The organism is Pseudomonas sp. 22072, from assembly GCF_052046095.1.
GTDB classification, from domain to species: domain Bacteria; phylum Pseudomonadota; class Gammaproteobacteria; order Pseudomonadales; family Pseudomonadaceae; genus Aquipseudomonas; species Aquipseudomonas paracarnis.
In genome coordinates, this window is the sequence record NZ_JBQEQE010000015.1 from 83,914 (window position 1) to 106,186 (window position 22,273).

Annotated in this window: 17 protein-coding genes; 5 read left to right on the plus strand and 12 right to left on the minus strand. The window is 53.8% G+C overall.

Annotated elements, in window-relative coordinates:
- Nucleotides 1–346: 346 nt before the first annotated feature.
- On the minus strand, nucleotides 347–829 hold the full coding sequence (locus ACTJLA_RS16910) for a VOC family protein (RefSeq protein ID WP_073452359.1): 483 nt from the start codon (nucleotides 827–829) through the stop codon (nucleotides 347–349).
- 58 nt (nucleotides 830–887) lie between these two features.
- Entirely contained in the window at nucleotides 888–2,072 is a 1,185-nt protein-coding gene (locus ACTJLA_RS16915) for an MFS transporter (RefSeq protein WP_314543244.1), read from the minus strand.
- Nucleotides 2,073–2,166: 94 nt separating this feature from the next.
- Between ACTJLA_RS16915 and ACTJLA_RS16920 the strand changes: the two genes are divergently transcribed.
- Nucleotides 2,167–3,060, plus strand: a complete 894-nt coding sequence (locus ACTJLA_RS16920; RefSeq protein WP_314543246.1) for a LysR family transcriptional regulator — start codon at nucleotides 2,167–2,169, stop codon at nucleotides 3,058–3,060.
- A gap of 251 nt (nucleotides 3,061–3,311) precedes the next feature.
- Here the strand turns inward: ACTJLA_RS16920 and ACTJLA_RS16925 are convergent, their stop codons facing one another.
- Both ACTJLA_RS16925 and ACTJLA_RS16930 read right to left on the minus strand, forming a co-directional pair.
- Nucleotides 3,312–5,429, minus strand: a complete 2,118-nt coding sequence (locus ACTJLA_RS16925; protein ID WP_314543249.1) for a hypothetical protein — start codon at nucleotides 5,427–5,429, stop codon at nucleotides 3,312–3,314.
- A gap of 119 nt (nucleotides 5,430–5,548) precedes the next feature.
- A complete protein-coding gene (locus ACTJLA_RS16930; protein WP_314543251.1) occupies nucleotides 5,549–6,634 on the minus strand; it encodes a metallophosphoesterase in 1,086 nt (361 codons plus the stop codon).
- 739 nt (nucleotides 6,635–7,373) lie between these two features.
- Here ACTJLA_RS16930 and ACTJLA_RS16935 point away from each other — a divergent pair.
- On the plus strand, nucleotides 7,374–11,258 hold the full coding sequence (locus ACTJLA_RS16935; RefSeq protein ID WP_440841646.1) for a YobI family P-loop NTPase: 3,885 nt from the start codon (nucleotides 7,374–7,376) through the stop codon (nucleotides 11,256–11,258).
- A gap of 169 nt (nucleotides 11,259–11,427) precedes the next feature.
- Here the strand turns inward: ACTJLA_RS16935 and ACTJLA_RS16940 are convergent, their stop codons facing one another.
- On the minus strand, nucleotides 11,428–12,141 hold the full coding sequence (locus ACTJLA_RS16940) for a hypothetical protein (protein ID WP_288855199.1): 714 nt from the start codon (nucleotides 12,139–12,141) through the stop codon (nucleotides 11,428–11,430).
- The gene (locus ACTJLA_RS16945) at nucleotides 12,138–12,602 is read right to left on the minus strand and encodes a hypothetical protein (RefSeq protein ID WP_288855198.1); all 465 of its coding nucleotides are present in this window, start codon (nucleotides 12,600–12,602) and stop codon (nucleotides 12,138–12,140) included. The genes ACTJLA_RS16940 and ACTJLA_RS16945 overlap by 4 nt, the downstream gene beginning before the upstream one ends.
- A 547-nt stretch (nucleotides 12,603–13,149) precedes the next feature.
- Here ACTJLA_RS16945 and ACTJLA_RS16950 point away from each other — a divergent pair.
- A complete protein-coding gene (locus ACTJLA_RS16950) occupies nucleotides 13,150–13,845 on the plus strand; it encodes a DUF1963 domain-containing protein (RefSeq protein ID WP_198833197.1) in 696 nt (231 codons plus the stop codon).
- Nucleotides 13,846–14,013: 168 nt separating this feature from the next.
- On the opposite strand, the gene ACTJLA_RS16955 is transcribed toward ACTJLA_RS16950, so the two are convergent.
- Nucleotides 14,014–14,286, minus strand: a complete 273-nt coding sequence (locus ACTJLA_RS16955) for a hypothetical protein (RefSeq protein WP_288855197.1) — start codon at nucleotides 14,284–14,286, stop codon at nucleotides 14,014–14,016.
- 497 nt (nucleotides 14,287–14,783) lie between these two features.
- On the opposite strand from ACTJLA_RS16955, the gene ACTJLA_RS16960 reads away from it, so the two are divergent.
- Both ACTJLA_RS16960 and ACTJLA_RS16965 read left to right on the plus strand, forming a co-directional pair.
- Nucleotides 14,784–15,998 carry an aldose 1-epimerase family protein gene (locus tag ACTJLA_RS16960; RefSeq protein WP_314543259.1) on the plus strand — a complete coding sequence of 405 codons (1,215 nt, stop codon included), beginning with the start codon at nucleotides 14,784–14,786 and terminating at the stop codon, nucleotides 15,996–15,998.
- Between the two features lie 259 nt (nucleotides 15,999–16,257).
- Nucleotides 16,258–16,773, plus strand: a complete 516-nt coding sequence (locus ACTJLA_RS16965; RefSeq protein ID WP_314543261.1) for a GNAT family N-acetyltransferase — start codon at nucleotides 16,258–16,260, stop codon at nucleotides 16,771–16,773.
- 222 nt (nucleotides 16,774–16,995) lie between these two features.
- On the opposite strand, the gene ACTJLA_RS16970 is transcribed toward ACTJLA_RS16965, so the two are convergent.
- From ACTJLA_RS16970 to ACTJLA_RS16990, 5 genes are all read right to left on the minus strand, one after another.
- A complete protein-coding gene (locus ACTJLA_RS16970) occupies nucleotides 16,996–17,616 on the minus strand; it encodes a LysE family translocator (protein WP_034127571.1) in 621 nt (206 codons plus the stop codon).
- A gap of 76 nt (nucleotides 17,617–17,692) precedes the next feature.
- Nucleotides 17,693–17,941, minus strand: coding sequence for a DUF6429 family protein (locus ACTJLA_RS16975; RefSeq protein ID WP_003191615.1), 249 nt, complete (start codon nucleotides 17,939–17,941; stop codon nucleotides 17,693–17,695).
- Nucleotides 17,942–17,992: 51 nt separating this feature from the next.
- A complete protein-coding gene (locus ACTJLA_RS16980; protein WP_314543266.1) occupies nucleotides 17,993–18,346 on the minus strand; it encodes a VOC family protein in 354 nt (117 codons plus the stop codon).
- Nucleotides 18,347–18,415: 69 nt separating this feature from the next.
- The gene (locus ACTJLA_RS16985) at nucleotides 18,416–19,903 is read right to left on the minus strand and encodes a methyl-accepting chemotaxis protein (protein ID WP_440841651.1); all 1,488 of its coding nucleotides are present in this window, start codon (nucleotides 19,901–19,903) and stop codon (nucleotides 18,416–18,418) included.
- A 184-nt stretch (nucleotides 19,904–20,087) separates the two neighbouring features.
- The gene (locus ACTJLA_RS16990; protein WP_440841653.1) at nucleotides 20,088–22,241 is read right to left on the minus strand and encodes a TonB-dependent siderophore receptor; all 2,154 of its coding nucleotides are present in this window, start codon (nucleotides 22,239–22,241) and stop codon (nucleotides 20,088–20,090) included.
- Nucleotides 22,242–22,273 lie beyond the last annotated feature (32 nt).

A 22,273-nucleotide genomic window follows, 5' to 3' on the forward strand; every position in this document is an offset into this window, starting at 1 on the left:
AATGTGGGAGCTGGCTTGCCTGCGAAGGCGGTCTGCCAGCCGACCGGGATATTGGATCTGACCGAGTACATATCCATTATTAAGGTAACGGCCACCGATGGTTCCGCCCTGACGGCGGCTCACTTTGCAAAAGCCGGGATGCCGGCCCAGGCCAAAGTAAGCAAAACGCTCTTGCCCCACCACTCGGCACCTCGCCTAGGCTCGGTGTGCCCGTAATCCGCCAGCGCGGTTTAACGGGGCGCCTAAGATCAAGAGCGACTCGCTTCGCATCGTGGTTGCTGTCTGCTGTTACGCTGCCTGACCCACCGCCATCGCGGCCTCGCCAAGGCTCGAGCGCTCCCACCGTTCAGTTTCCGGCAATGGCGGCTTCGATGGCAGCGATGTCGATTTTGGTCATGGTCATCATCGCTTCAAATGCACGCTTGGCGACGGCAGGATCTTTACTGGTAACTGCATCGACCAACACCCGCGGCGAGATCTGCCACGACAGCCCCCACTTGTCCTTGCACCAACCGCAAGCGCTCGCCTGCCCACCGTTGTCGATGATGGCATGCCATAAACGGTCGGTTTCCTCCTGATCCTCGGTAGACACCTGAAAGGAAAACGCCTCACTGTGCTTGAACAGGGGGCCGCCATTGAGGCCCACGCAGGGGATACCCAGTACGGTGAATTCCACAGTCAACTCATCACCCTGCTTGCCGGATGGGTAGTCGCCAGGCGCACGGTGTACGGCCTTTACTTCGCTGTTGGGGAAGGTCTGCGCGTAGAAGGTCGCTGCCTCCAGGGCATCGCCGTTGTACCAGAGGCAAATCGTATTCTTGTTGTTCATCGCAAGGCTCCTCGGGTTGAAAGGTGCATGAAGTCTAGACGAACAACCTGCACGCTACTCAGGCTTGCACCGTCTCCTGACCAGCGCGTGAGTCGGCCCGCCGCGAACGCCAGCTCAGCCCCAATACCATCAGCAAGCCCAGGCCCGCCATCAGTGCGCCTGCCAGGGATATGGCCGGGTAGCCCAGCCCGGCATTGATCACCGCGCCACCCAATGCCGCACCAATCGCATTCCCAAAATTGAACGCACCGATGTTCATCGCCGAAGCCAGGTTAGGCGCATCTTTGGCGGCCTCCATCACCCGCATCTGCAGCGGCGGCACCAGAGCAAAGCTGGCAGCGCCCCACAGTAGGATCGACAGTGCAGCGGGCAACGGCCATTGCATGAGCACCGAAAAGGCCAACAGCACGGCAATCAACACCACCAGCGAGATGATCAAGGTGCGGTCCACCGAGCGGTCCGCAGACTTGCCACCCCACACATTGCCCAGGGTGAGGCCGATGCCGAACAGCACCAGCATCCCGGTGACGAAGTTGGTCGAAGCGTGGGTAACGTCCCGCAGAATCGGCGCGATGTAGGTAAATACCGTAAACATCGCACTCGAGCCCACTACTGTCAGCGCCAACGCCGCCAGCACCGGCCCGCGACCCAGCACACGGATTTCCGCCATCAGCCCGCCGCCTTTGGGCGCCGGCGCATTGGGCAAGGCCCACCACAGCGCCGCCATGACCACCGCGCCAAGCCCACTGATGCCCCAGAACGCGGTACGCCAACCAAAGTTTTCGCCAAACCAGGTCGCCAGAGGCACGCCGCCAATGGTTGCGAGGGTCAGCCCCATAAACATCGCCGCCACTGCCCCCGCGCGCTTCTCGGGCGCCACCAGGCTCGCGGCCACAATCGAGCCAATCCCAAAGAACGCTCCGTGATTGAGCGACGTCACCAGCCTGGCGATCATCAATGTCTGGTAGTTGCTGGCCAGTGCCGACAGCAAATTACCCAGGGTAAAAATCGCCATCAGCCCGATCAGCAGATACCGGCGGGGCACCCTGGCCGTCGCCAGGGTCATGATCGGCGCGCCGATCAACACGCCCATGGCGTAGGCGCTTACCAACAGCCCTGCAGCGGGAATGGAAACATCAAGATCAGCGGCGATACCGGGCAACATGCCCATAGGGGCAAACTCTGTGACCCCGATGCCAAAGGCACCGACGGACAATGCTACAAGGGGGGGATTGATACGCATGGGTGACTCCTCATCTGTGAGCCAAATGCTACAATCCTGCCTTTTGCAGCAGTAGCCCTTGGTTGGGAACTACAGCTTTGCGCAGGAGGCACAAATGGACATCGGCGGGCGTTCGGGAGAGATGGAAGTGTTCACCATGGTCGCCGAGCACGGCAGCCTGTCGGGCGCGGCCAGGGCCTTGGGGCTGACCCCATCGGCCATAAGCCGCATCATTACCCGCACCGAACAGCGCATCGGCACCCGTCTGCTACTGCGCACCACCCGCGCCATCACCTTCACCGCCGAAGGCGAAGCCTACCTGCGCGGCGCCCGACGCATCCTCGCCGACATGGCCGAAGTCGAAGATGCCATCACCGACCAGGGCGCCCCACGCGGACGCCTGCGCGTCAGCGCCGCACTAGCCCACGGCCGCATGACCATCGTCCCCCTGATCGCCGCCTTCAGCGTCCGCTATCCCGCCATCGTCGTCGACCTGATGCTCGGTGATGAAGTGGTGGATATTCTCGGCGGCCAGGCCGACGTCGCCATCCGCTTCGGCCCCCTCGCCGACAGCCCCCTGACTGCTCGCCTTATCGGCTCTACCGGGCAGGTTATCGTTGCTTCACCGGACTACCTGGCACGGCATGGCACCCCCGTGACGCCGCAGGATTTACTGCAACACAACTGCCTGCGCTTCAACTTCCGTAGGGCGGCGCCGGATTGGCCGTTTCGGGTGGAGGGGCGGGAGTTTTCGTTGAAAGTGGCGGGGACGATTGAGGGGAATAGTGGCGAGGCATTGGCGCAGTTGGCGAAGCTGGGGGCGGGGGTGGCGAGGATTGGGGCGTTTAGTGTGGTGGAGGAGGTGAGGCGGGGGGAGTTGGTGGTGTTGTTGGAGGAATTTAATCCTGGGGATGTGGAACCGATTCATGCGGTGTTTGTGGGGGGAGGGGCGATGCCGGCGCGGGTTAGGGCGTTTGTGGATTTTTTGGTGGAGAGGTGTGGGGGTTGAGGAGGTGTGGTTTTGGAACTGACGGAAGGAGGGTGTTTGATCGGCATATTTCGGCCAGAAGCCGCCATTTACAAGCTAACGCTCTCGATATCCTAAATAATTACGGGTACAAATCGTGCGGCGTTTTTGCGACCAAGCCAATGTGCACACTCATCAAAACAACGACGACGGATTGACCTGACACAAGCACGACAAATTATTCCAACTTGCAAAAGGTCACCTAAATGACCTTTTTCGATCTTATTAAATACTCACTCTTGGCGATGAACTATCTCGAACTGTTGAACATTTAAGAGGTTGTGACTAACAGCTCTAGCAACAAAATACCTGAGCGCAGACATACGAACCTGCCTGATAATTTGCTCAAACCCTTGGGCGACAATGTATTTATAAAGCCTTCTTAAATATTGCAACTCGGTCGCCACTTTACCAGTAAGACGCTGCAAAATTGAACTATGTCTAAATAGCTCTAGCAAACCCTCAACTTGATCGCCAGCCTCCATTAGCTCCCACAATGCGCCATGACTTTGTGTAAACATCTTCCTCTGTCGCTGGCTACAAGAGTAAGTATACGCGGAAACCAAAGTTTTCAGATGCTTATGATCAATATTGACCTTTAGCTCGACAGCGATTTCAAACCACCAAATGCGAGCTCGCATCATATTGAACTCATCATTATCTTTTTGTGCTTGATCTGCAAGCTTTCGATACTCATCTAACTGCTCGAAAGGGTCTTTTAGCTTCGCAATAACATCCAGCATAATCGTATTAGCCGCTTTGACTGATCCTTTAAGGCGAGCTTTATCAGCCAATTCAGAAAGCCTCTTATATTTATGCTCCTCTTCGGATAATCCTAACAAAATACTTTCGGCATGGAAGAGTGACGAGCCTCCGCGCTTAATATTCTTAGCACAAAGCGCCATATCTTTGGCTTTATCTATTTCATCTAAATTCTCATAAGCGTAAGCCATATTTATATATAGCGACCCTCTAACTCCTGCTGGATTCTGCTGCTCCAGAAGTTTTTCACATTCAGCAATTGACTCTTCGTATTCACCTAGCATTCTAAGAGCTCGAGCAAATTGTAGCCTGATGTTTTTTACAAAATGATGGTCATCATAGTCATTCAACTTTGGAAGAAGCGCTCGACATAAGCGAACGCTATGTAGGTACTTGTCCGTTAGCATCAGCCTTTGCAGATATTCATGAAAAACCATCATTCTATCAGAAACTTTTTTTGACTTAAGTTTGCTCTCTTTCTGAATAAGCACGTCCGACAATAGACGGGCCAATATCAGTGCCGCGTTCTGCTCAATAACTGAGTTGATCCTATGGGTTGAAAACCTAAACGAGCTATGAATTTTTGGTGGACGACCTATTCGCCAGTCTTTTCCAAAATAAATAGTTGCAGCTTCTTCATAAGCTACTGCGACCTTTGACTCGCCGAGGAGTTTATGAATATACTGTTGGACTGAAGGTTTTACAACAATTAACTTTTCATGTTCGCCTTGCGCCACTGAAAGCTCTGAAGTTTCGGCAGGTTCTGCTAGGCCCATACTGACTAAATAGTTAGCCATTCCCTGCCTTAGTCTCTGACACCCACCGAAGTACTTAATAGTTGATACCGACTCGCCATATCTGAAAAAAGTCAACGCGACCAATAAGTTATATGTCGTGCGCTCGTATTCACTGCCGCCTTTGAGACGATCAATTTCTTCCTGAAGGGACAAGGGAATGGTGGACTGGAAATCAATTGACTCATCAGAACTGCCATTAGCAATGGTATCAAAGTCTTCGAAGGTTAAAGCAGTGAGTAGATTATTGATCCGCCCCGGCCGGCCGGCCGTATGGAAGTAAATTGCCCCTGAGCTGACGTGATCTTTTCTAGCATTTCTGGCTAACGGATGCAATCCTATATAACTATTGCACTCTGGCTCGTCCAAGGCCTGCAAATTAGCTGTTTGTATCCCCGGCACTGAAAACGCGACCGAGCTTCTGATTATTATATTTAAGCCTTTACAAAAGTCTAGAATTAGCCTGGCTAGCTCTTCAGCTCCCCTAGTTATATCTCTAGCCTCATCAACGACACTTGGCACGTTGACGTTATCTAAGAGAAGATAGGCGTCTTCAGCCTCTAACTGCTCACAGAAGGCATTAATATTTCCACCGACAATAATCTCTTGAAGTGAATTCAGATCATCACTAATCCCCTTAAAGGATTGAAGATCCATACGATAAACTTTCTTTCTTTCACCGTTGTGTGCACGTAATAAGACAGCAAGGAAGTCATCTGCTCCCATATCTTGCTCAGCGATAACCCAAACCATCCTGCGCTGGCTCAAGGAATTTAGAGCCTCTCTGGTTTCCAAACGCCTGCAATCCATGTGCGGCGCGAAGGCAGGTAGCGAGTAAAGGTAACGATGCAAACTATTCGCTGCCGGCCAGGTGCGGAGGCCCCGCTCGCTTTCAAAAATACTAGCGACCGGGGCTAAACTTTTTTTAACTCTACATCCTTAACATTTCTGACTACCCAAGTTTGGCTAAAAAAATTTTCGTCGCGTTTTAAAAGTCCACCATCTCGCGAAGTTTGCCAGACACCACCAACTTTTTTCTCGAACTTTCTTGGCCAAAATTCACAAAAATCTACGTTCGCATCTAGTATGGCAAAGTAATAGCCGTGCCTCCTTTCCTCTTTGTTGTCAACCTTTTCTAATCCGAAAAGTGACGACACTTGAATAGTTCTTCTATCATGAGCACCTTCACTAATTAGCTTGGGACGATTGTCGTGCATATGACCAAAAAGATGAGCATCGAAATAGGCCGGATTAAATATTTCACCTTCAAATTCTTCCCGCGCCAATTGAGTGAACCACTCTGCGGGGTGATGTGTAATTAATAGGTTGACATGATTCGAAAGCGACCATTTTGGTAGGTCGCCACCGACCACAGAATTTAATTGACGCACCGATATATCAAGTTTCCCTAAAGCGTCCCCACCGTAGAGGTGAGTCCATGCAGAATTCAGCCCAACCAATCCTACCCTCAGACCATTCACGCTAAGTTGGGCAGAGGTATCTCCTGGAAACAAACCCTGACAATCCAGCGAAAAAGGTATAGCACTACCCGCTAGATCTTTAATAAATTTGCTGTAATTAGCGAAAGCTTGTTCCGCCTCATCTCGATAGCTTGACGGTTTACCACTTAAAATTTCATTTCGAATTTCTTCCGTGGTTCTAAGAATACTAGAGAAATTTCGAAGCGCAGAGGTTTTACCCGGACGAACAAGGTCATGATTTCCCGGTACACAAAATATATTTGGCTTGCTGCCGCTCTGCTCAAAAACCTCCCATAACCTCTCAAGCTCTAATTTTACACTCGAAAACTCATCAGCCTCGCCTTTAAAAGCCATGTCTCCAGAAAACACGACCAAATCAATAGGTCCGCGAGAATCAATTTGACGTTTCACGTCATCGTAAAGCTCTTGGCGAACTACAGACCAAACTTCTTCAGTACGGTCTTGCCCCCGATGAAGGTCACTAATATGCATCCAATGTAATTTATTCGATTTATCCATATCAATTTACACCGTTCTAAGCCAAATATAATTAGTTGTAGTATGGGGCAAGCTTCGATCTATAAGTACGCTGTTTTTTATGTTGCATTTTGCTCCGCCCCAATTAACGGGAGAGGAACGCTGCTGTTCCATTATGCCATCACGATGGGCCCTGAAGGCAACGGTGTCAAAAGCCGCTCAAATCCGGCTATTTCAGCCTTTGCCGGAGCCCGATAACCGAAGTGTGACCCTCAAAAAAGCTCAATCAGTCACCACAGTCATTCAGACTTATCCACGCGTTCCCGATGATATTTATCCTAAGCAATCCGCCCGGCATCAGCTGCTTCTTCTGTTGTCTAGGTGGCTCCTAAGCTAGGCTGGTGGGTTGCGAAAGGTAGCTATTGGCCGTTTTCTGTCCGTCGCTAGAGGCAGAAAATGGCCAAAAGCGGACGCTCACACACTCCGCTCACGTCCGAATGCCAATGTACTGGATCACCTGATCGTGCTCGACATCTATAACGTGGCGGGTATAAACACCGAGGCCGACAATGAGGTGAGATCCAGCGAGAAATCTAGGCATGCGAGGTCTCCAGAAGATGTGCTTTAGGGGAAGCAGCAGAGAGTTCGCCCCATTCAGCGATGGCGGTGCGCTATCATCGGTAAAATTTCTACGAACACGTACCTCAGTGACACTGGGTATTAAGTGAAGACTATTTTGGCGGTTCCCCCGAACAGCCTTCTAGCGGGATAGGAGACAGGAATGTTCCGTCGTATAGCTCAGGCGCTTACTTCGAAGTGCGAGTGCGTCAGCTCGCGAGTGAATCATGCGATGGGACAGTACAAACGCTACAGAAAAGCTGTTGAAAAAGCCGCTGCCGCCGCGCGCGAATACCTTGCTGTTCCCGATGGTAAAAATGTCTTCGAACCGCTAACGCCTGTACTTTTGGAGATGGATCGATCACAGCGTTACGAGAATGAGCTGCTGAGCGCGCTTAGCAATGATCAGATTCGCAATATCGCGATTACTGGTGAGTACGGCGCCGGCAAAAGTAGCGTCATACGTACGTTTGTCGAACGTCACCCTGAGCTTACCTACGCATTTGTATCGCTGGCCGCGTTCGGCAAAGATCTAAACAAAGGTGGGGCAGGAAAGTCGGCCTCAACTGATACTCCTGTCGCTCCCGCTGATTCCAACTCAAACACCGCCGACCTCAAAGGCGCTGAGAAAAAAAACGAGTCGGATATTTTGACGCGTATCGAGGAAACTATCGTTCAGCAACTGCTGTACGCGGTACCGTCAAATGAACTGCCGAAGAGCAGATTGAAGCGAATCATCCAGGCATCTACGTCGAGTATATGGGTGCGTACCATTTTCTACGTGCTGATAATAGTAAGCGTACTGAGGCTTTACGTCCCAACAGTCGAGAAACTGCCAAGAATTGACCCAGCGTGGTTGGTCGAATGGCTTCTATGGATCCCTGGGTGGATGGCCGTTTTGGTGTTCGGGGGCGGTGGCATCTACATGTTGTTCTCGGCTCTGAAGCTGTTGTCCCTGTTCAGCATTGACGGCTTTACGATCAAGGGCGGAAAACTGGAAACGACACACCACGGCTCAGTGTTGCACAAGAATGTTGACGAAATCGTCTACTGCTTTGAACGCAGTAACATCGATATCGTGGTCATCGAGGATCTCGACAGATTCGGAATTCACGACGTTTTCACGCGTCTGCGGGAAATCAATTTCATCATCAAGCAGTCCCCGCAGATCAAAAGACCGGTTTACTTCATCTATGCGCTTCGTGATGAGCTGTTCGCCGTCGGTGAGAAAACGAAATTTTTTGACCTGATCATCCCGATAATCCCCGTGGTCAACTCAGAGAACTCTCGCGAGCAAATGTTCAAGATGCTTCGTGAGCGACAGTTCAATGGGGTCGCGTTGGACGTTGGGCTTAATGAGACGTTGGTCGAAACCGTTTGTTATTTCATCGATGACATGCGGTTGATCAAGAATATCGTCAACGAATTCGACATGTTCTCCAGCATTCTCAGCGGCGGCTCCGGTCTAAAGCTTGATCCGAACAAGCTGTTTTCAATCATCGCGATTCGCAATCTGCATCCTGATGAATACGCACACTTGGTCAAACGACGTGGCGCCATTTACGAGACCATCCAAGGATTCAGTGAGTGGCGATTCCAGCAGTCCAAACAGGCTGAAGATGCCTACCAGGCGTTGCGGGAAAAACGTGAAAAGCGGGTACAGGAAATCGCTGGAAGTGTGGCTGAACTGCGGGCGTACGTATGGCTAGAACTTGTTAAAAAATCCGGCATTGCGGCTACCCATGTTTGGATGCCAAGTGGCAGTAAATTTTCGTTGACCGACTTTGTTAAGGATGATGTTTTTGAGTCGATTTTTTCTCTGAGCACTAATTTAACAATGGCCATCATCGATAGGTACGGGGATGCAGTCCAGAGGGCAGCACCTTTTGACTCTAAGCAACTACTGACATCGACGTCATATCCAAAAAGGTTTGATCTGCTCCAACGAACCCTTGTTGATATCGATGATGAAATGGCCGAACACCGAATTGAGGCAAGCCGAATTAATCACCAAACCTTCCGGGCAGCAGCCAAAAAAAACTACGGCGATGTCATCTCTCAAAAGCTGAACGGCTTGGACATTGTTGTGTACCTGATGCGCCACGGACACTTCGATACCGATTACACGGATTACTTCGGTTACTTCTACGCAGGATCCCTCACATCCGAAGACAAAAACCTGATCCTGGAATTGAGACGTGGTGTTTCCGTTGATGTCGCGACTGTAATCAATGCCCCGAAAAAGGCCGTGGAAAAGCTGGATATAGATGATCTGAGCGATGGCAGGGGCATCATTGTCGCCCTGATTGAGTACCTTTCTGGCTGTCCATACAACGATCCTGGCATGAGCCATGAGCGCAGTAAGCTCGCGACTATTCTCAAGAGTGGGCTGGAAGGGCACCTGGGCAGAATGGCGCAAGCGACCGAATTTTTGATATCAACCGCGACATCACCGAAGTTCATTCAATCTATTTTCGCTCTGGAGCCTGAATTGTTCCGCGCGTTATTGAACGTTGAGCGATTCGAATCAACTTTACTGAGGCAAACCCTGATCAGTGCACTCATGGATGGATTAGAGGTTGCACAGCTCCGAAGGCTTGATTCGGCGCCGGACATGAAAATCTGTGATGCTATTGCGAGTCTCCAAGACGTCTCGCGCTTGATGCCTGGACTTGAAGCGGGAGGTAAAGGCTGGCCTTGGCTTAGAGAGCTGCCGGTGCGTTTCTCAGCGTTAAATGATGGCATCGTCCTGGACGACCTCAAGAAGCTGATCGGATGGGGTTGTGTTGAGGTAAATCTGAAGCTGCTCACGCTGATTTGCCAAAAAGGCGAATCCGCTCATGCAAGTAAAGCCGATCTCAGTGAAAACATCATTTCCTATCGTCGACTGCAGGCCCTTCAGATTGAGGGGCTGAATGAACTCCTCCTTGAGTCTGCGGAGGAGTTTGCAATCACACTTTTAGCCCAAATTGGCACGCTGGATGAGTCGGCGGACTCCCTCATAGAACTGTTATGGTCCATCGTGGAAGAGACGGACGAGTCCGATGCCGTGGTTCAACTGTTTGATCGAACGACATGCACATTCGACCGGCTTGAAGACACGACCCCATCGTTGTGGGCGCAAATACTCCAGTCTGATCGGGTGAAAGTGAAGGTCGGCGCGGTGTGGACATTCTTCAAAGACATACTCGTACCCGCTTTGGAGCATAATGGTTGCGAAGCCTTGGATATGGAGGCTTTCGCAAGCTTTATCCAGCGTCATGGTAAGGAGCTAAAAGGGGAACTCTGGGGCCTCCATACCTCCCTGCATCAAGAGCTGCAGAGGTACTTAATCGCCCCAACAGGGTTATCTAACGAAACGCTTGAAGTGCTGTTCGCAGATATCGTCTTGAGCGATACATTGATCCTCAAAGGACTGGAATCGAGGGAGCGTTGGGAGATGCTCATAACCGCCGCCTTTCTGGCATACAGCCCTGAGATCCGTGAGCGCATCAGGACTTTCAGTGCAGATCTGGAAGTTCCTTATCTCGCGGCACATTGGGTTGAGGCACGCGACCATATTGATCTAACTCAACTGTCGCTCAGCATGGCAGTGCCACTCAGTAAAAGCGGTGCGCTTGATCTAAATGAAAAGATCCAAATGTGGACGGCGTTACCGATTGAAGTCATCGACACCGACAATGAGGCCGTCAAAGAGGTCGCTGAAACCTGCCGCCTCGCTAATCGACACTCGGTAAGCTTTCCTTCTGCGTTTATCCCTGCACTCAAGAAGTTTGCAAGTGCGGAGGGGCTTACCTCGGCTCAGCGCTCTGAAGTTCTGATCCAATGCTTGCCATCGTGCAGTTGGGCAGAGGCATCCCTGATTCTTGGTATGTTGACTGATGGCGGTTTCACAAAGCTTTCACCGAATGTCAAAAAAATCCAGGTGCCTAATACCGTTCTCAACGTGAGGCTGGTCAACGCTCTTAAAACGAAAGGCTTCGTTCAGACCGTAGTGGAAGAAGACGCTATCATCAGCGCTACCGCCAAGCCTAAAGGCATGATCTGACCTGCCGACTCACTGAATCGGCGCTGATTTTTTAGACTCCCTAGAGAGGCTGCTTCTGGCCGATGGCTGCCTTTACGAAGTGCAGCTCCCGGCCAATCGCATCCATTGGATAACGAATAAGCTTAGGAGCTGGTTACAGCCAGGCTCATTGAGCGAAGCAAGCGTCTTGTTACGCTTTTGCTAACGTATGAACAAACCAGTTTCTAAGCTTTACTTCTAAATCTTTTTCATTGTCGAATGCGAGGATTCTAGATGAGTTTATATCAAACGGAATATCTGAAAGTGATTCGGATACTATAATTACAGGTTTGCCTAGCGCATGAGCCAACCCTAACTCGTAGAATACATTAGGATTTCTACCGCTTATATTTGCGATTACAAGCCTGGACTTGGCGATCTGCTCTGTAATATGAGCGAGAATATTTGACGACAAATTCGAATCATCTCCTTTGTTGCATTTGAACCCTAGGCTTGTAACTAAATTCCTGATGACAGAATACTGTGAGGCGTATTTTTCGTTAAATGGTGTCAGGACAAATATCAAGTCATCATCAACTTCGCCCTCAATATTGGCGCCTATACCCTTAAAAAAGTCTATTTTTTTAGAAGTGGATTCGCTTGTGTATTTTGATTTGCCATTCCTAAAATAAATATTTTGAGCGTCATTAATTAGATGGTTAATGCTATTAAAGCGCTCTTTATTTACGGTAAGCTCTTTAGTAAGTTCTGCTATTTGCATTTCTACTGACTGCCTGAACTTATCATTTTTGTAGTCTTTAAATTTTTTCGACATTGACTGCATCTTAAGACTCATAGTAGTTACAATTACAACCACTAATGCCATAACAGGCAGCACATACCCTAAAAGATCTAGCGCGTTCATGCCACACCTCGCGTTACTAATGAGACGCTAAACACTAGCATCATACCTGTCAAGAAAAAATTAAAAATAACTAAGCCCGTTGACGCCCATAAACTACCACGAGTTGAGTGCGTAGGGGATAACTTCCAGATGGCGATCGATAGGACTAATAGAACAATGAATACAAGAGATGTTGTAAATACACCTCCTACAGCGTTAGGTTTTGAAATAATCAATGTGCATGCAAACGAGAGAGCAAGAAAACCCACGTCGACAGGGGACTGGAGAAGATTTTTCCATGTCTGATGCAATGACGCGGCTTCACCTATGAGCAACTTTAGAACAAATTGAAGCAGAACCAGCAAAAACGGCACTAACCAAATAGCACTTTCATTAAACCCATTTTCTACTGCTGTAGACCATGGTACATTAGTTATAGTTTCTGGTGCTTCAGCTATCTTGTGCGCGACTTTTTCACTCATTAAATATTCCAACCTCTGATCAAAGCCTGATTGTAAGTAGACGAAATAAATTATTTAATATTTTGTGCTGTTTGTGTTTTTTGGCGCTCCTTATTCATACGTAACTCCTTGATCAGTTTTAATGTTGTGCTAGCCAACGCTACATATAGCAGGTAAGTAAAAGAGACATTAATTGTGCGCACATTACGGAGTCACGGGCACGATGTCTACAACCAACCTACGGCTTTGAGCCCAGCTACTCGCCAACGGGAGTTCTGACTCGATTCGCTCCTACCGGGATCGTACGCTTTTGGCCGATTGCTGCCTGTCGTGAAGGACTGCAATCGACCCAAAGCGGCCTGACGATTCACAATTCGGACGCTTGCTAGACATGGCCTTCTTCCAGTTAGGCCTCAGGGAGTCAACTCTCAAAGCCAGATGAATCGCTATCGGCTTACCATCGCCTGTGCCATAACACCTATGTCCATACGTAATGGCTGCTTTTGTCCAAAACCCTCTGTGAGGCCCGGTACAGAACGCCTGAGTCGCAAAGGAGCTTTACACCGCCATGGAAATTCAGCAAATAAAGCAGCTCTTGGCCCGTCCCGCTGTAAAGTTCAGCGCCGGTGGCTTCCGCCCTGCCGGTACTGACGAGGAAAGCTGGCTAGGTCGCATCTTTCTGTTCCGTCCTGATGAAGATGTACCGACCAATCAAGCCGGGCAACCGATGCTTCCCTATGCACAGTTCTATCTGCCCAGCCTGCCCTTTACCAGCCCGTTACTGACAGGAATCAGTGTACTGACGGTGTTTATTTCAAACCCGTTTCCCGAGCATTTTGAGCCGATGGGACAAAACTGGGTCATCCGTGAATATGGACCAGATGATGTATTGGTACGCAAGGCATTGCCCGTGGAAGGGTCGTTCCTCAAACCCTTCCCACTAAACGCAGAGTTGGTGACAGAGGACTTTCCGCTGTGGGATGGCGGTGGTGTCCCGGCGGACCTTGAGCAAGAGATATTGAAGCTGGAAAGCACGGGCGCGATACAAAGCTATTACGATCTGATCACCCACACCTACGAACATAAAATCGGCGGCTACCCCTCGTTTTGCCAATCAGGGGTGGATCCCGGTGAAGGCTTCGAATTTGTGTTCCAGATTTCGTCGGATGCCAAGATCAACCTGAACGTAATCGACAGCGGCAGCCTGATGTTCTGGAAGCATGTCGAAACGGGGAAGTGGGCACTTTATTATGATTTTTACTAAAGGCAGGTAAGCAGTTCGCGTAGGTGATGAGGTCTGTGATGGCCGCTATTGGCCGCTATTGGCCGATTGCCGTCGATGAGACGACGCTCACTCTATCCCCACGCGCTGGCCTTTCGACTCCAGCGCGCGGAGCCATCCACTAGCTAACGGTCGCGGCAGACTCAACCTTTACCTCGGAACTTCCTTCTGTAACCGCCGCCCAATAACCTCCATCAAATCACACCCATCCCGCAACGGTATCGCAAGCAGCTTCGCAAAGTCTGAAAGCACAACGCAGTCAGCGTCTACCTCACCCCGAAAGGCAATGTTTTCCAACACTTGAGTTACGGTGCGAACGCGGTATTCAGCCATCGCTTGCAGCACATCAAGCGGTGCTTCCGAGTCAATAAGCAGGGATGCAGGAACCAGATCGATTCCGGTGAGGGGGATATATCTTTCCATCTTTGAATCTCCGATAAGTGCAGCGGTTAACCACCACCCAGTCGTCGCCAAACGATCGGGTGGCAGCTGTACGCAGGTTGGCGAACCGGTATCGGAGACCCGGCAGACCCGAAGGTCTCCCGCGCACAGCTACCATTGAGGCAGCTTTGCGAATGTGCAGCAGCATCTGCAAAAAAGCGCAGTGCTTTTGCATCCGATAGTCAGGTCGCCAAACCTGATCGCCATATGGGCGACGGGGCGGACTATAAGCGTCAATGCGTTGGAGGATCAACCTTGAGGTTATAAACGGCTTCGATATGCTGAAGCTGATGACGGCCCAGCAGGTAAAACAATCCATCCACTTTGTTGCCCATCGTGCGCGCAATCGCACCGTCTTAATCTCCCGAATACAACCTCAATCCTTTTTGACATTTCCATTCACGGCCGTGCTTTTTAAGCTTGCTGAAACGTTTCATCGAGTTTATAAAGCGCAAACAACTCCAATAAAGGCCACCGCCATGACCCCACTAAAACTCCTCGTTGCCCTCAGCGCATTCTCTGCCGCCTCTCAAGCCCTGGCCTGGGATTACGTGTTGCTCGACACGGACAAAGCCGCCCAGAACTGGCAGGTCACCAGCCAGCAGCTCGGCATCCAAACCGACAAACCCTTCAGCGTTACCCTGCGCACCTTGCACGGTGGTCGGCAGGAGGGCGTGAGCATCGTCGATATCGATAACGGCACGATGAAGCTCTCGGTAGTGCCGACTCGCGGCATGAACGTGTTGCAGGCGTCGGTCGGCGATGTGCGCATGGGGTGGGATTCGCCGGTCAAGGAAGTGGTGAATCCGTCCTTCATCGAGCTCAATGGCCGCGGTGGTCTGGGATGGTTGGAAGGTTTCAATGAGCTGGTTACTCGCTGCGGCTACGAATGGGTCGGGCACCCTGGCATCGACAACGGCGAGTTGCTGACCCTGCACGGGCGGGCGGCCAATATCCCTGCGAACAAAGTCACCCTGCATATCGATAAAAAACCGCCGTACGCCATCACCCTGCGCGGCGAGCTGAAAGAGCAGGCGTTCAAGAAGGTCGATTTCTCTGTTGCGACCGAACTGGTCACCGAGCCTGGCAGTGTGGTGTTCGCCCTCAACGACACGCTGACCAACAATGGCGATTATCCGAAGGAATACCAGGCGCTGTATCACAGTAATTTCAGCACGCCGTTCCTGGAGCAGGGCGCGCGGTTCGTTGCGCCGGTGAAGCAGGTGTCGCCGTTCAACGACAAGGCCAAGGGCGAACTGGCCGACTGGCAAACCTATCGCGCACCGACCAAGGACTATGACGAAACGGTTTACAACGTGGTGCCGTATGCCGATGCCAAGGGCGATACCTTGACCGTGCTGCATAACAAGGCCGGCAGCCTGGGGGTTTCGGTTGGCTTCAATACGCAGACACTGCCGGTGTTTTCGCTGTGGAAGAACACCGATACCCAGGGGCAGGGCTATGTCACGGGGTTGGAGCCGGGGACGAGTTTTTCGTACAACCGTCGTTATCAGCGGCCATTGAACCTGGTGCCTACGATCGGGGCGAAGGAACATAAGCAGTTCCGTATCAGCTACAGCTTGTTGGCGGATAAGGCGGCTGTTGAAAAGGCCTTGAAGCAGGTCAGCGAGATTCAGGGTGGGCGGGAGACTGAGGTGCGGCAGACGCCTTTGGTGGATCTGACCAAGGGGTGACATTGGCTGGAGCCTTCACGCGGGGCCCGGCGTTCTTCATCGACGCCGGAATCGCCCTGCAACTGTAGGAGCGAGCTTGCTCGCGAAAAAACCACAGGCGCCGCGTTCACTCAGGAAGCCCGCGTTATCGTTGAAGTTCTTCGCGAGCAAGCTCGCTCCTACATTGGGGTTGGCATTGATATTGGGCCCTGTTCAGCGCAGGGCTTTCTGTCATCGACGGGCATGCATACTGGAATAACCGTATTTCAGGAGCATCTCCATGATTCGCAGAGCATTACCCACCGACGCAAAAGCCATTGCCCAGGTGCATATCAGCAGTTGGCAAGACGCCTATCGTGACCTGATGCCTGCCCAGTTCTTGAGCGGATTGCAAGCAACGCTGGCTAGGCGCGAAGCCCATTGGGTACGCTCGATTGCCTCGGGTGAGTCAACGGTATGGGTCGCCGAGGTGGGCCAGCAGGTGGTTGGCTGGATAGCCGTCGGCGCCAGCCGTGACGAAGACGCCGTGCAGGCCATTGCAGGTGAGGTCATGGCCATCTACGTACTCGCCGAGTATTGGCACACCGGCGTCGGGCGGGCCTTGTGGAATGCCGGCCTGCAAGACCTGTTGTCGCAAGGCTATGAGCGTTTAACGCTGTGGGTCTTGACCGGTAATGAAAGGGCGATTCGATTTTATCGCCGGGCGGGGTGCGTCGAGGAGGCCGGGACAGAGCGCCATCTTGAGAGGGGCGGTGTGGCGCTGCTGGAGGTGAGGTATGGTTTGCCGTTGAGATAGCCTAGGTATTTACGCAACTTGGGCATCAGTGGGATCTTTGTCGGCTGCCAGGCCGTCATCGCAGGCAAGCCAGCTCCCACTTTGGATCGCGGGGCATCAGTTATGTCAGCGTCGGCTGCCAGGTCGTCACGGGAGCAAGCTCCCTCGCCACAGGTGCAGCGTCGTACTGAAGGTAGGTGGATACCGATGACGGCTATCTTCACAGGCGCATTCACACCTCACTCATGCCTTACGCGCAGTCAATAACACCGCCGCGGCCGCTGACAACAAACCCGCGCAGCAGCGATTGAACAGGCGCTTGCCCTTCGGCTCGGCAAACCAGCGGCGCATATGCAGGCCCATATAGGCGTAGGCGCTGATAGCCACCCATTCCAAGGCCAGGAACATCACACCCAGCAGGGCAAATTGCGCGGTGATGGGTTGGCCGGGCACCACGAATTGCGGGAGGAAGGCGGTGAAGATCAGGATCGCTTTGGGGTTGCCCGCCGCCACCAGAAACTCCTGCCGCGCCAAGGCCCACAGGCCTACCTTGCTCGTCGCGGTGTCCACCTGCTGCTGCGGGTCTGCGCGCCATAGCTGATATGCCAGGTAAAACAGATACGCCGCGCCGAGAATCTTGATCCCGTAGAACAACAACTCCGAGGTTTGCAGTACCACCGCCAAGCCAGCGGACGCGAGGGCGATCATGCCGGCGAAGGCCAGCAGACGGCCGAGACCGGCGAGGCAGGAGGTGCGGTAGCCATAGCGGGTAGCGTTGCTCACGGATAGCAGGTTATTGGGGCCGGGGGCCATGTTCAGGGCGAAGCAGGCGGGGAGGAAGAGGGCTAGGGTGGCGAGGTCCATGGCGGCTCCGGGTTGGCAGGTCGGGGAGTCTTGAGGATAAACGCATGAAGCGCGGTTTAACACTCCGTGGCTGGGCTTATGGCCCCGCGAGCGCTTCAGGTGCCGCGCCAAACAAACGATCGGCAATTTGCCTGCCCCGTTCCAAGCCTTCCTGCGTCAACCAAATGGATTTGTTTTTGTTCACCGGATTACTGATAAAACCTTGCTCGTGGAGTCGGTTCATTATTTGAAAGTCGTGGCCTTTCCATGAGTTGCCGTTATCAAAGCTGAAGGTGGTCAGCAGGGCAAGTACGGCTTCCTCAATCAGTTTTTCGTCGTATTCCATATTGGGTACTCCGCTTGAGTGACACAGACCCTGTTGAGTTTACGCTCAACATCACGCAGCACTCCACACCGCTAACTCATACCCATCCGGATCGGTGAAGTGGAACCGGCTGCCACCAGGAAACGAAAATGTCTGGCGGGTTATCACCGCTCCCAGCTGTTGAAGCCGCTGCTGCACACTGTCCAAGTCATCTGCGTACACGATAACCAAGGGGCCGCCCGGCTGCACAGGCTCGCCGGTGGTGAAACCACCCGTGAGCCGGCCATCGCTGAACTCGCTGTAGGTGGGGCCGTAGTCGACGAATGTCCAGCCGAATGCAGCGCCGTAGAAGGCTTTACTGCGGGCGATGTCGCTTACGTTGAATTCGATATTGTCGATCTGTCTGTCTTTACCGGCTCTGCTCATGGTGGCCTCCGTGGCTCGTATCTTAGGCCGCGAGTGTAGCGTATCCGGGCCTGCCCATTTCCCACGCGCTCAAGGATGAAACCTGCGCCCCAACGCATCCAGCCGTACCGCGATCGGTGGCAGGCGTTCGCTGCTGCGGGCTAGTGTCTCGACGTCGTCGGCGGTGTTCTGGGCGATGCTTTGTACCGACTGCAAGCGCTCGACGATCTCCAGGTTTGCCGAGGTCTGCTCGCGGGTGGTGGTGACGATGTGGCCGTTGAGTTGGTCGATGTGCGCGATGTCCTCGCCCACAGCCCGTAGCATGTCCACGGCCACTTGGCTGTCTGCCACGCAGCGCTCTACGCCTTCGCGGCTGGCGTGCATGGCTTCGACGGCTTGTCGGCTGCCGTGTTGCAGGCCCTCGATGATGCTCTTGATTTCCTGGGTGGAGAGGGCGGTGCGCTGGGCCAGGCTGCGCACTTCATCGGCAACCACGGCAAAGCCACGGCCTTGCTCGCCGGCGCGGGCAGCCTCGATGGCGGCGTTGAGGGCCAGCAGGTTGGTCTGGTTGGCGATGCTGCTGATCACTTCCAGCACCGAGCCGATTTGCTCTGCCTGCACCGCCAGGGATTCCACGGTCGACTCCGTGCCGTTGATGCGCGAGGCCAATTGGCTGATTTCATGTTGGGCGCGGCCGACGCTTTCCTGGCCGCGCACAATCTGCTGGCTGGCCTGGCCTGCATGTGCCACTGCCTGTTCGACCTGCACCGTAATGTGGCCCATGGCGTCTTCCATGCGCTGCATCGAACCGGTCATTTCGCCGATCTGGGCCAGTTGATGCCGTGCGCCTTTTTCCAGGGTGCCGCTCGCGCTGGCCAGTTCCTGGCCGAGCTGGCCCAGGCCATGGGAGTCGCGGGCGACGCCGTCGATCAGGTGGGTGAGTTGCTGCAGGAAGTGGTCGAACCGCTTGGCGAGGGATACGTGGGCCTTGCCTTCACCTTGGGCGGTTTCCACCGTGAACTGCGAGGTAACGGCGAGCATCTTCTCCAGCATTTCCTGGCTCTCCACCGCTTCGGCCTGGCTATGGAAGGCCAGGTAGAGCAGGGCGACGGTCTCCATCACCACATAGAAGGCGTGGACGAACACCATCGTCCAGCCGCCGTGATGCTCCATCACAAATACAGGAAAACCCTGGTGCTGCAAGGCATGGAACACCACGTGATGCACCGCGATGGTCAGTGCCGCCACCAAAATCGGCAGCCAGTCACGGTAGAAGGTCAGCACCGCCAACAGCGCGAAAATGCCGAAGTGGGATTCGATCACTCCGTGCGCCTGGTTGATGTGCAACGCCGCCATCACCATCAAGCCGGCGCCCAGTGCACAGCGCATCACGCGGGTGCCGCCGATGACGCGATACAGCGCCGTGAGCACCACGCCGGTGCCCCCACCGACGATCACGGCCTGCATGAGGGTATCGTGCCAGAACGCCAGGCCGAGGGAGAACAGGAACATCAGCCAGATCAATGCCAGCATGATGCGGTCGGCCTTGCGATAGTGCTCTTGAAAACGGACGGGCATTCACTCTTACTCCATGAGAGGGGGGCGTCGAGGTCAAGCAAGCACGCGGTGTGCCACACAGGCGCATCGCTGTGGAGTGAAGCAGATATTCAGGATTGTCGCCGGTTACCCACGCGTTATCGGCATGTGGGCGTGGGACTTGAAGAACGGCTGCCCGAGCGGGCAGCCGAGGTGGGCATCAGGCTCAGAAGCTGTACTTGGCGGTCAGCATCATATTGCGGGGGCTGCCATAGGAGTCGCCACCATAAGTCACTGAGTTGGAGATGGACTGGTAGTAGTGGCGATCGAAGATGTTGTTGGCATTGAGCTGCACGTCCAGGTGCTGATTGACCCGGTAGCCCGCCATCAAGTCGGTGACGGCGTAGCCGCCTTGCTGGAGCCGGTAGTTGCTGCCATCCGCTAGCTTGATGTCGTTGTACATGCGGCTCTGCCAGGAGATATTGCCGCCGACCCGGAGTTTTTCCAGCGGGCCCTGGAAGTTGTAGCGTGTGGTCACTTTGAACAGGTGCTCCGGGATGTCGGTATCGAACTGCTTGTTGACCTTCTGCGGGTTGGCGTCGTCCTTGATGGTGTGGGTGCGCGCATAGGTATAGCCGCCGCCGACCTGCCAGTTTTCGGTCAAGGCGCCTTGCAGTTCGAAGTCGATACCCTGGCTGCGGATTTCGCCCGAGGCTTCTGCACAGGACGCCTGCGGGCAGTTGGGCACCACCACGGCCACGGCGCGGTTTTCCTGGTCGACGCGGAACAGCGCCACGCTGGCATTCAGCGCGCCACCAAAATATTCGCCTTTGACGCCAACCTCATAATTTTTACCGACGATGGGCTTGAGTGGGGTGCCGGCTGTGCTCTTTTCTTTTTGCGGCGTGAAGATGTCGCTGTAGCTCACGTATACCGAATGCTGGTCGTCCAGGTCGTAGATCAGGCCGGCGTAGCGGGTGAGGTTGCGGGTGACCTTGTAGTCGCCGGCGGCATCACGGTTGTCGTAGTCGTACCAGTCCAGGCGAGCGCCGAGGATCAGCTTCAGCGGGTCGGCCAGGCTCAGGCGGCTGGTCAGGTAGAAACCGTCCTGGGTGGTGACTTCGCGAACGTTGTTGGTGCGGGTGAAGTTCGGCTTGCCCGCATTGATCGGCCAGTTGAGGTCGTAGGGGCTGTAGTTGTGGGTGGTCATGTCGTAGATGCGCTTGCTGGCGCCCACCACCAGTTCATGGGTACGGCCGAACGCCTCGAACGGGCCGCTGGCAAAGGCGTCGAGCCCGGCCTGGTTTTCATCGTAGCTGGCCTGGTACACCGTGCGGGCGAGGGTGTCGTTGGTCCAGCGCGATTGGTAGGAGCCGGAGAACAAGGCGTTCTGTTCGGCATAGTTGGCGTTGACCTGCAGGCTCCAGTCGTTGGCCAGGCGCTGGCGCAGCTCGGCGAAAACGGTGTTGATTTCCTGGTCCTTGTTTTCCCAGTCGGTGCCTGGGTTGTAAGAGCGCGACAGGCCCAGGTGGCGTCCATCCAGGCCGACCATCGAAGCGCCCCAGAAGTAGTTGGTCTTGTCCTTCTGGTTCGAGTAACCGAGGGTCAGGGTGGTGTCTTCGCTCAGGTCGGCTTCGGTGACGGCATAGAAAAGGCCATGATCCTGCTCGGCCTTGTCGATAAAACTGTTGGCATCGCGGTAAGAGGTGACGACACGGCCGCGCCAGGTGCCACTGTCATTGAGCGGGCTGGAGGCGTCGAGCTCGCCACGGTAGTCGTCCCAGCTGCCGACGGCGCCGGTGAGCGTGACTTTCTGCTCATCCAGTGGCCGCTTGCGGATCAGGTTGATGGCGGCCGAAGGGTTGCCTGCGCCGGTCACCAGGCCGGTAGCGCCGCGTACCACTTCGACGCGATCGAACATCGCCAGGTTCGGCTGGGCGCCTACCGACGCACCGTTGTAGCCGCTGGGGATACCGTCATACATGAGGTTGTCGATATCGAAACCGCGTGCGGTAAAGCCTTGTCGCCCAGGGCCGTTGGAGTAATTGAGGAACAGCCCCGGCGTGGCGTTGACCACGTCGTTGATGCTGGTCATGGCCTGGTCATCCATGCGCTGGCGCGTGATCACGGTGACGGCCTGCGGGGTTTCGCGCAAGGTCAGCGGCAGTTTGGTCGCGGTCTTCATCGAGCCGGTGGTGTACGACTCGCTGCCTTCGGTGGTTGCGCCAAGCTGTTGGCCCGAGACCTGGGTAGCGCCCAGCTCGATGGTGGCCGGTGCTTCGGCGTCGGCGGCAATGGCCGCATTGGAGGTTGCTAGCGCGATAGTGATTGCCATCAGACGGGGTGTAAAAACGTTGCCGCCGCGTTGTTGCACAGACATGAAAGTAGGGCTCCCCAAGTGCCTTCCGTGGC